Annotated in this window: 9 protein-coding genes and 1 pseudogene; all 10 read right to left on the reverse strand. The window is 50.1% G+C overall.

Annotated features, from left to right (window positions below):
* Positions 1-217: 217 nt before the first annotated feature.
* The 10 genes and pseudogenes from BLS03_RS24700 to BLS03_RS24740 all read right to left on the reverse strand — a co-directional run bounded on the left by BLS03_RS24700 (position 218) and on the right by BLS03_RS24740 (position 9,556).
* Complete coding sequence (locus BLS03_RS24700) at positions 218-1,108, reverse strand: 2-hydroxyacid dehydrogenase (protein ID WP_093279504.1); 891 nt, start codon at positions 1,106-1,108, stop codon at positions 218-220.
* A gap of 4 nt (positions 1,109-1,112) precedes the next feature.
* Positions 1,113-1,844 (reverse strand): class II aldolase/adducin family protein, encoded by a 732-nt coding sequence (locus BLS03_RS24705; protein WP_093279505.1) that lies wholly within the window; start codon positions 1,842-1,844, stop codon positions 1,113-1,115.
* Complete coding sequence (locus BLS03_RS26095) at positions 1,844-2,587, reverse strand: amino acid ABC transporter ATP-binding protein (protein ID WP_342720830.1); 744 nt, start codon at positions 2,585-2,587, stop codon at positions 1,844-1,846. Before BLS03_RS26095 ends, BLS03_RS24705 begins: the two co-directional genes overlap by 1 nt.
* Before the next feature lie 138 nt (positions 2,588-2,725).
* A pseudogene (locus tag BLS03_RS26100) lies at positions 2,726-3,373 on the reverse strand (amino acid ABC transporter permease); the annotation flags it as partial.
* Between the two features lie 131 nt (positions 3,374-3,504).
* Positions 3,505-4,296, reverse strand: a complete 792-nt coding sequence (locus BLS03_RS24715; RefSeq protein ID WP_093279507.1) for a transporter substrate-binding domain-containing protein — start codon at positions 4,294-4,296, stop codon at positions 3,505-3,507.
* A gap of 103 nt (positions 4,297-4,399) precedes the next feature.
* Positions 4,400-5,467 (reverse strand): isopenicillin N synthase family dioxygenase, encoded by a 1,068-nt coding sequence (locus tag BLS03_RS24720; protein ID WP_093279508.1) that lies wholly within the window; start codon positions 5,465-5,467, stop codon positions 4,400-4,402.
* 50 nt (positions 5,468-5,517) lie between these two features.
* On the reverse strand, positions 5,518-6,372 hold the full coding sequence (locus BLS03_RS24725) for a sugar phosphate isomerase/epimerase family protein (RefSeq protein WP_093279509.1): 855 nt from the start codon (positions 6,370-6,372) through the stop codon (positions 5,518-5,520).
* An 84-nt stretch (positions 6,373-6,456) separates the two neighbouring features.
* A complete protein-coding gene (locus tag BLS03_RS24730; protein WP_093279510.1) occupies positions 6,457-7,365 on the reverse strand; it encodes a dimethylarginine dimethylaminohydrolase family protein in 909 nt (302 codons plus the stop codon).
* Positions 7,366-7,380: 15 nt separating this feature from the next.
* Positions 7,381-8,664, reverse strand: coding sequence for a M20 family metallo-hydrolase (locus BLS03_RS24735; protein ID WP_093279511.1), 1,284 nt, complete (start codon positions 8,662-8,664; stop codon positions 7,381-7,383).
* A gap of 85 nt (positions 8,665-8,749) precedes the next feature.
* On the reverse strand, positions 8,750-9,556 hold the full coding sequence (locus BLS03_RS24740) for a helix-turn-helix transcriptional regulator (protein WP_093279512.1): 807 nt from the start codon (positions 9,554-9,556) through the stop codon (positions 8,750-8,752).
* Positions 9,557-10,020 lie beyond the last annotated feature (464 nt).

The following is a 10,020-nucleotide window of genomic DNA, read 5'->3' on the forward strand; positions in this document are numbered from 1 at the left end:
TTTGCGCCAACAAAAGGAACTGGTGCGCTATCGGAGAAGGTAAAGAAATCGCAAAAGTATTAGCGCATCATACAAACTCACTTCACCAAAGCTGAAGGCCAATGAACGATAGTTAAAACGTAGACTAATCAGGAACTGGTGCGCTATCGCAAGTAGAAAAGAAATCGACGCGCGTCGAGCGCATCATACAAACCAGCCGAACCAAACAAACCCAATCTCAACTTAAAAAATACTCCTCCGCTACAGCAGAAATCTGCTTCACCATCGCCTCAAAACTGGCGCTGGAAGCGATATGCGGCGTAATAACCACTTGCTCCATCTGCCAAAGTTTACTCTCTGCAGGTAACGGCTCGGTAGCAAACACATCAAGTAACGCGCCACGCAGGCGCTGGCTTTCAACAGCGGCGATTAAATCCGCTTCAACCAAGTGCGCGCCGCGGCCGCAGTGAATCAGCGCCGCATTTTGTGGCAATTTAGCCAGCGTTTCACCATTGAGTAACCCTTCGGTTTCGCGATTTAATGGCAACAAATTTACCACCACATCAAGACCTGCAAGCACGTTGTCGAGCCCATCAGCGCCGTTAAAACATTCAACGCCAGTAAGTTTTTTTTGCGAACGCGACCAACCGCGCACCACATAACCCATTTGCGCCAAATGCGTGGCGACGTAGGCGCCGATTTCGCCAAGCCCCAATACACCGATGGTGATATCTTTGGCGCTTTTCTGCGCTAAACCTTGCCACAGGTTTTGGCGCTGAAAGCTTTGATAGCGGTCCATATCGCGCTGGTAATAAAGCACGCCCCACAGTACGTACTCAAACATGCCATGCTTTTGCTCGGCATCGACTATTCGCTCTATTCTAAGCCCTGATTCAAATAGCGACCCGAGATTATCGGCGCCAGCGCCAAGGGAATGCAGACATTTTAGCGCTGGAAAATCATCAGCCAAACTTGAGCTTGGATACCAACACGCCGCGACGTGCGCCTTGGCCGCGCGCGGGTCATCGCCCAGCACCCAATCCACACTCGGTTGATATTTTGCCGCGCACTCAAGCAGAGTTTGGTTATAGCCAGGATTGTTGGTTGCTATCAGAACCACAGGTTTCACGCGCTTAATCCTTATACGATGGGTCTAAACGCTCAAGTTTGCGCAGCCACGCCTGCCACACAATATGGCGCTCATGAGCAACTTTCTTAAACTGACCAGAAACATAATCGGCGAGCTTAGCGGGAATGACATGAATATCGGAAAGCCCAGCCATTTGCCCGGCAGCCAGCTGAATTTCACAGGCTTTATTGAGATAAAACATTACCTGAAACGCATCGGCTACGGTTTCGCCGACACTGAGCAATCCGTGATTACGCAGAATCAGCGCCATATTGTTGCCAAGTGAGGCTTGAATTCGGCTGCGCTCTTCTAAATTAAATGCCACGCCTTCGTAGTCGTGATAACCAACTTGATTGTGAAATTCAGCGCTGATTTGATTGAGATTAAGCAAGCCTTTCTCGCATGCTGCCACCGCCATACCCGCTAGGGTGTGAGTATGAATCACGCAGTGGGCGTCTTCGCGCGCCATATGCACCGCGCTGTGAATAGTAAATCCGGCCGGATTATATTTGGCATCGCCACTGATGATTTCGCCATTGGCATCGACCACAATCAGGTTACTGGCCGTCACCTCATCAAACATCAAACCAAATGGGTTGATCAAAAAACGTGGCTCCCCGGACCCCGGCAAACGCGCCGAAAAGTGGGTGTACAGGGTATCTTCCCAGCCCAGCATCGCTGCCAACCGATATGCAGCTGCTAAGTCTTGGCGTAATTGTTTCTCTTGGCTATCCATCAAGCCGCTCTCCCCATAAATTCCTTAACTCGTTCAAAGCTTTGGCTATCGTTTTCTTGATTCAAAATATCACTTGGCGGCGCATCAATCGCCACCACGCCGTTCTCCATCATAATCACGCGATCTGACACCGACAGGGCAAAATCCATTTCGTGAGTGACGATGATCATCGTCATCCCCTCTTTGGCCAAATCCTGAATCACTTTAAGCACCTCGCCAACCATTTCTGGATCGAGCGCCGAAGTCGGTTCGTCAAACAGCATGATGTCAGGCGACATCGCCAGTGAGCGCGCAATGGCTACCCGTTGCTGCTGACCGCCAGATAATTGGTGTGGATACTTGTTGGCGTGCGCCAATAAGCCCACACGGTCGAGCAAAAATAGCGCCTGTTTTTTAGCGTCGTCATAAGATGCGGCTTTGCCATGGTAGCGAGGCGCCATCATCACGTTTTGCAATGCCGTTTTGTGCGGAAACAGGTTAAACGATTGGAACACCATACCAATGCGTTTAATGCCTTCACGAATGCGGCGTTTGTTGCTGATAGTGCCGCCTTTGATGTAGTCCTCGCCGTACAGCACGATTTCGCCGCCATCGATGTTTTCAAGATCGTTAATGGTGCGAATCAAGGTGGTTTTGCCCGAACCTGACGGGCCGATAATGCTCAGCACTTCGCCGGGTTTCACTTTGAGATCAATCGATTTCAACACCTGATGACGACCGTACGATTTGGTAATACCTTGCAGCTCAAGGGCATTGGGCGCGCCTTTTTCGACTTTAGGCAGCACAGCGTTGCTCACCGCAATCGCTTGACTACGCAAATTTTCGCACTGTTTAGTTGATAGGGTTTCCGGTGCGCGCGATGGAATGTCCATTTTCTTCTCTGCCCAGTGCAGCACTGAGCCAAAGATAGTCACGATCGCCACGTAATACACCGCCACCGCAAGCAGGGTTTCCATCACCAAAAAGTTTTGTGAATAGAGGCGCTGACCGGTTTGCAGTAACTCTGGCAACGAAATGGCCGACACCAAAGAACTCAATTTGATGATGGTGACGAATTCATTAATCATCGCAGGCATCGATACGCGAATCGCTTGCGGAATGACGATCATGCGCTGCACGCCCAGAAAGCCGATGCTTAGCGCATGGCCCGCTTCACGCTGACCTTTGGCCACCGAAAGCAAACCACTGCGATGAATTTCCGCCATGTAGGCCGCTTCGGTGACCACCAAGCTCACCAACCCAGCGATAAACGGTACACCGAGATAGGCGCCGGTGGACGGAAACAGCTGCGGCATGTTGTAGACAAACACCAATACCACCAGCAGTGGCACACTGCGAAAAAACCATACAAATAGCGAGGTTGGCAACGATAGCCATTTTTTGGTCGACAATTTACCGCACGCGACCACAAAACCGAGCACCGCGCCCAGCGCCCACGACAACGTGCTGAGCACGATAACGGTCACGCACGCGTGGTAAAACGCAGACATGGTAAATAGCGAAAAGAAATATTCCCAATCTAAACTCATTGTAACTCCGGCGACTTTCTAGCTTCTCAAGCCATGCTTGAGTGTGAATCCGCAATATGTGCGCCCTGGCCTTTGCGTTACAACAACCGCCTAAGCTTGTTGCGATAACCCGCAGACCAAGGCACGCGATATTACTTCTCTACAGGGGTGAGATCGTATTTTTTGATCAAATCGTAATACGAACCGTCGGCCTTAATTTCGGCCATTGCAGTCTCAAGCTGCGCTTTGAGTGGATTGTCTTTTTTGACGTAAATACCCAGAGTTTGTGGGAATACTAAGTCGTCTGAACTGATTTGTACGCGGCCTTTGGTGCGCTTAACAAACATCTGCGCTGCACCAGCGATTTCAAGTTGCGCCTGAACATTGCGCGACATTAACGCCTGAGTGACTTCTGGCGCGGTTGGGAACTCTTGAACGTGAATCGGCTCTAGCCCTTTTGGCGCGCAGTAAGATTTAGACAGATCGTTGAGCGCTTTCACCCAAGTGGTGCCTTGCTGCAAACCCACTTTCACACCGCACAGATCGTTTTCGGTTTTTGGTGAGATGTCGCTGCCTTTCACCACCATGATTGACGCGCCAGTACGTGCATAGGGAATCGCATCGGCTTTTTTCAAGCGGTCAGGGATGATGTACATACCAGAAATAACCGCATCAAACTTGTCTGAGTCAAGGCCTAAAATGAGTCCGGTAAATTTGTTATCGCGAAAACTGTAGTCGAGGCTCATTTTGCCCGCGAGTAGCGCGGTAAGGTCTGGGTCAAAACCGACCACTTTGTCGCCATCGTAGGACTCAAACGGTGGGTAGGTAATTTCCATACCAACGACAAACTTGCCATCGTTTAGAGTATTGGCCGCCAACGCCGCCGTTGAGCTTAGCGTGGTCGCCAACATAGCGCCAACCAACAGTGATTTGATTCTTTCCATGGTATATCTTCCTTGTGACTGTAATGTAAAACTGACTTTATATTTGATTTCGTCATTATATTTGGCGCTAGGCTGGCCAAAACCTTGCCCAGCGCAGAATGCGTTAAGCTTGGGGTTCGGCCTGTGAGCTTTTATGTTTTTTAAGATGACCAAAGGTCGCAACGCCAGTGGCGCGCGGCGGCAAACTGAGCTCGCCTTTGGCGACTTTTTCGCGCAAATAGCGATAGGTTTGCAGCGCTTGACTGTACATATGCTCACCGATACTGAGTTCCTTGTACTCGCTTTGGCCATCATCAAACGAAGGCAAAGGCTTGACTAACGTATCGTAATCGCAGGCAAAAAACAGTGGGAACGAATAACGCTCATGCGCTACTTTACGCACTCGGTGCGACGTCGCCACAAATTGGCCTGCGGTTAATACTTCTAACATATCACCGATATTGATCACCAGCGCTTCTTCATCACCATTTTGAATTGGTGGCGCATCAATCCAGTCGCCGTCATCGTTCATCACTTCCAAACCCGGCTGATCAGGAAGCAACATGGTGAAGCACTCATAGTCGGTGTGCGCGCCAATGCCAGGCCGGTCTTCCGCTTCACCATTGTACGGGTAATGAATCAAGCGCAGCTTGGCGGGCGGGCAAGTGACCATGGCATCGAAGTAATCTTCGCTAAGGCCAAGCGCCAGCGCAAAACCAGAAAACAATTTTCGCCCAAGAGCAAACACCGTGGTGTAGTAATCCAGAATCGGCTCGCGAAAATCGCCCAGCTCTGGCCACTCATTTTCACCAATCAACGGCGTATTGCTGAGTACATACGGGTTATCTTTTGGGGCGGGAAAGCCGACATCGTACGCTTCTTTGTTATCCGGTTTGCCGGTGCCGTAAATCTCTTCTCCCTCAGGCACAAAGCCTTTGTGGGTTTTTGAGCTACCGATGTAGTAGCGCATTTTTTCCTCAAATGACTGCGCGAAAAAGCGTTTTGCCGCTTGGCGCAACCCTTCGATAGTCGCCGCAGGAATGCCGTGACCAGTGACATATAAAAAGCCCACTTCACGAGCAGCTTTGCCCATTTGCTCTGCAACGCGTTGCCGCTCGCCAAGCTCATCACTAAATAATCCTTTGACGTTCACCACCGGAATTTCGGTAAACGATTTAGCTGTGTCTGTCATGATTCCATCCTTCATTAATCCGCTTATCTCGCGACTGATTAAAACCGCCGCTACTGTTCGCTGAGCTCGGAGATAAAACGCTGAAAATGCGCGCGTTCTTCCTTAGCAATCCAATCGTTAAGTGACCACAAATCCGCCACCGGCACATTGGTAAATGGCAAGTGATGCAGATAGCCATCTGGGCCAAATTCTGCGGTCATCGTGGTGGTGGTACGCCCGCTCTCAACATGGTGTTGCCACACTTGCTGCCACAGCTTTTGATGAAACGCCAACGCCGCTTGATATTCTGGCGCGCCGGGGTGTGGCACTTGCGCGCCTTGGTCGTAGCCCACTCGTGCTTGAATGTGAAATACTCTTTGTAAATAGGCGCTTAAATCATCTTCGGGGCGGTCAAGCAAACGCTCACACACTAAAAACCAGTGACTGATGTCCATGGTAAACAGCATGTCTGGCACTTGCTCCATCAGCTCCAGCGTCACCCAAGGGCTATACAGTGACGAGCCACGGTGAGTTTCAAAACTGCAAACAATGCCCGCTTGGCGAGCAAGCTCCACCGCGCGAGTAAAAAAATCCACCTGAGTCGCCATCGGCCAGCGATCGTTGCCAGCCAGCACGTTCACAAACTTAGCGTTGAGCGCTTTGGCGTACTCAAGTTGAGTTTCAAGCGCTTTTAGGTGCTGATCCACAGTTCTACTCTGGTCCGGAATCACATCGCCGCCAGTAAAGATGATCGCAATATAGTTAAGGCCGCTTTGTTCGAGTTGGCGCTGAAACTCAGCGCGCTTTTGCGCATCCAAGATCACTCGCGCTTCAATGCCATCAAAACCGGCGTGTTTGAGCTTAGGCGCAATCACGCTTAACTCTTCGCTCACACCCCATAGGGTTCGGTACAACTCAAGTTCCATCTCGATTTTCCCTTTGCTTTTGCTGGCTGCTCGATTGAGACATCGCCTTGACTCACTTCTACTGTTGTTACTAAAACGCGCTAACTATTTTTCACTGCGTTTGAGCGCCTGACACATACAGTGCACGCCGCCACCACCTTTGGTGATCATGGCAATATCTGGGTCAAACACAGTTAAACCGCGCGCGTTACACTGCTGTTTCAGCGTGATGCTTTCCTCTGGAATCAGCACTCGTTCATCACCAAGCGACACTATGTTGCAGCCAAGCTCCATCGCCTGCTTGTATGGAATATCAATGATGTCGATGTTTTTGCTTTTCAGCCAAGCCAACAGTTCATCAGGCACAACCGCAGTACAGACTGCCGCCAACTTTTCAGCGACCATGACGCACTGCACATCCATATGTAAGAAGTGCGAGTCGAATTTGACGGCAAAAAACTCCCAGCCCTCTTTCTCAAACCAACTTTTCACCTGAGCAAGCCCTGCTTCGCTGGTGCGCTCGCCAGAATAACCACACAGCACCACGCCAGGTTCGATCAGCATAAAGTCACCGCCTTCAAAGCAGCCAGCCGTGACCACGTCGTAAATTGGAATCCCTGCTTGTTGGTAAAATTCCAACGCGGTAACCCATTCGCTACGTCGCCACGGACTGTACATTTGGCTGATGATCGGTCCCCACGGCGTCATCACCGACGAGTCGCGAGCAAAAATGCTGTAGGGTTGCTCCGCTTTCGCGCCTAGGAAATGGACATTGACGTCCGCTTGGCGATACACATCCAGCATCTCGTTATATTGGGCTTTGGCGACCGCTAAGTCATAGCGCGCGCCAGCGTTGACATGACGACGCGAAGTTGAGTTACCGGTGCGCCACTCATAAAAATCAATCGGCCCCACCAGCACTTCTTGTAAACGGCCAGTTTCGGAGTAAATGCCCCAATCCGATAACGGCTCTGTGCCCCCTTCAAGCTGACGTCGACGCAGTGGAAAATTCATATTCGATACATCCTTTTATTCTGAAAGTTGAATTAAGCTGTGAAGCAGAACATTGGCGCCAGCGACTAATTGCTCCGGCTCAGTGTGCTCTTTTTCATTGTGAGAAATACCGTCTTTGCACGGTACGAAAATCATTGCGGTTGGCCCAACACTCGACAAATACACCGAGTCGTGTCCTGCGCCAGAAACGATTGGCATTGAACTCAGCTCGAGCGCCTGTGCGGCGCGTGCAATCGCGCCAACGCAAGTGGCATCAAATTCAACCGCTGGTGATTGCCATAACACTTCGATGTCTGTGCTCAGCGGCTCAGCATGGCTTTGGCACAGCGCCAAAATTTCTTGCGATAATTGATCAAGCTTGGCTTGACTCGGATGGCGAACATCCAAAGTAAAGGTGACACGCTGCGGCACAGTGTTAGGCGATGATGGATGAGTCGAAATCTTACCTACGGTGAGGCGCGCTGCCTCACCATATTCGGCGGTTTTACTAAACAGTTTGCCAAGTACTTTCGCCATGCCCTGCACCGGGTCTTTACGCATCGACATCGGCGTTGGCCCAGCGTGCACTGACTCACCGTAAAGCGTCACTTGATACCAATTCATGCCCTGCACGCCAGACACCACACCGATGGTTTGTTGCTCGGCCTCTAAAATTGGCCCTTGCTCAATATGCAGTTCAAGCGCCGCTTTAAATGGAAACGCTTTGCAAGGCTCGATGCCAAGCTGCGAACTTGTGGTCAGCGCATCCAAATAGCTCACACCATCATCATCAAGCGAGCGATACACTTCGCTCTGATTAAGCTTGCCAGCAAACACACCGGAGCCCGACATCGCCGGGCTAAAGCGCGCCCCTTCTTCGTTGCACCACACGGCAATTTCAACTGGGCGCGGCAAAGTAATGTTGCTATCTGCTAGCGTGGTCATCACTTCGAGCGCCGCCAATACGCCGTATACACCGTCGTATTTGCCCCCTGTCGGCTGGGTGTCGAGATGTGAGCCCATCAAAATCGGTTCCAGCGTGTCGTTCGCACCAGCAAAGCGCACAAACAGATTGCCCATGCTGTCGAGGCGCGGTTTGCCACCGATGGCATCGCACCAATTAAGAAACAATTCGCGACCTTGGCGGTCAAGATCCGTCAGCGCTTGGCGGTTACAGCCGCCGTTTACCGTCGCGCCAATTTGCGCCATATCGCTGATAAATTGCAGTAATCGAGAGGCGTTGATTCGCAGTTCATCGCTTTGACGAACATTAGTGTGAAGAGCATCCGTTTGAGATGGGTCGCTATGTAAGGCATTCATGGGCTTGTCGCGCTCTGTTGTGGATTAACTACAGATTAGCGACAAGCGACTTGGCATGGCTATTACCCGATTGAGGTATAGACGCTTAACTTGGGAAGTGGGAAGCTGGCTCGAGGTTGACTAAGTCATCAAAGATCTTGGCTAGCAGTTCATGCTGTGAACTGACTTCAAGCTTACTGTAGATGTTTTTACGATGCACTCGTTCGGTTTCGTAAGAGATCTCCAGCAAACGTGCGGCTTCTTTGCTTGAATAACCGCGAATAAGCAGCTGCATGACTTGATTCTCACGCGGCGTCAACACGCCTGAGCCAAAGTTATAGATATACTCTTTTACCTGCATGTTCGAATCACGTTCTGGCGGCAGTTTCTGATTATCGTGCATTTTTACCGTCGAACTTAAAATCGGATACAGTGCGCGCAGCCGAGTGAGCACTCGCTGATTAAACTTGGCCAAGGTTTCGGTGCGACCTAATGACAGCAAGTAGACGTTGTTATTTTGCCCTTGGACGCAAAAACAGGTTTCATCAATCAACTGTGAGGGGCGAAAATACTCTTCATAGTAAGCGCTGTGGTAAAAATCGTCCGGCGCGATTTCATCTAACGTCACTAAGCCTTCATTACCTTGGTTGGCGCAGTAGTCGTAAAACGGGCTGAGCAGATACGCCCCTTGCAGGTACTTATCCCACACCGCAATTTCATCCACCGCAAATGATGAGCATAAAACCGTCGGCGCTTTTGATGGGTGATAAATCAGCATTACGTAATCATCAAAACTCGCTGCCGTACGTAGCAAGTAAGTCAGTTTATCGAAGAACTCCGGCTCCCCAATCGATAAGATCAGATCGGCAATTCCGTGAATGGTAGCGTTATTGGCATCAGAATGATAAAGCATGAGCAAGCAGCTATTGTGTTGTTGATTTTATGCTTATCAAGGTATCAGAAATTGGTTACGTTGTCTGAGGGTTTATAAGGGGGATTGATAATTTACTCAATTAGTCGTTTTATTTTGGCGTAATGGGTAAATTAGCTGATTTGTATGATGCGCTAATGCTTTTCCGATTTCTTTGCCCTCTTCGATAGCGCACCAGTTCCTTTTGCTGGCTCAAAAGGAACCAAAAAAGCCTTTTGTTCTCGCTCGCGGGCCGGCACGGTTTTACGCGTTCCCGACGCGGAAAACCTAAAAATTCGTCGTGAATTTTTACCTATCGATTTGTTTCATATTTATCTAGATCGCGGTAAACCAATGTAGTCATTCCGGAAACTCAAAAGAGATATTCGTAATCTCGAGTGTCTTTGGTTAAATTGTTTAGTCTGATGCGCCATTCGTTTTTCGATTTCTTTGCCCTCTGCGATAGC

This window comes from Vibrio xiamenensis (genome assembly GCF_900100015.1).
GTDB lineage: Bacteria > Pseudomonadota > Gammaproteobacteria > Enterobacterales > Vibrionaceae > Vibrio > Vibrio xiamenensis.

Bases quoted from the DNA above. Each gene is read 5' to 3' on its own strand.
- BLS03_RS24715 (WP_093279507.1), bottom strand. From the start codon at position 4,296: ATGGAAAGAATCAAATCACTGTTGGTTGGCGCTATGTTGGCGACCACG.
- BLS03_RS24740 (WP_093279512.1), bottom strand. From the start codon at position 9,556: ATGCTTTATCATTCTGATGCCAATAACGCTACCATTCACGGAATTGCC.
- BLS03_RS24735 (WP_093279511.1), bottom strand. From the start codon at position 8,664: ATGAATGCCTTACATAGCGACCCATCTCAAACGGATGCTCTTCACACT.
- BLS03_RS24730 (WP_093279510.1), bottom strand. From the start codon at position 7,365: ATGAATTTTCCACTGCGTCGACGTCAGCTTGAAGGGGGCACAGAGCCG.
- BLS03_RS24705 (WP_093279505.1), bottom strand. From the start codon at position 1,844: ATGGATAGCCAAGAGAAACAATTACGCCAAGACTTAGCAGCTGCATAT.
- BLS03_RS24725 (WP_093279509.1), bottom strand. From the start codon at position 6,372: ATGGAACTTGAGTTGTACCGAACCCTATGGGGTGTGAGCGAAGAGTTA.
- BLS03_RS24720 (WP_093279508.1), bottom strand. From the start codon at position 5,467: ATGACAGACACAGCTAAATCGTTTACCGAAATTCCGGTGGTGAACGTC.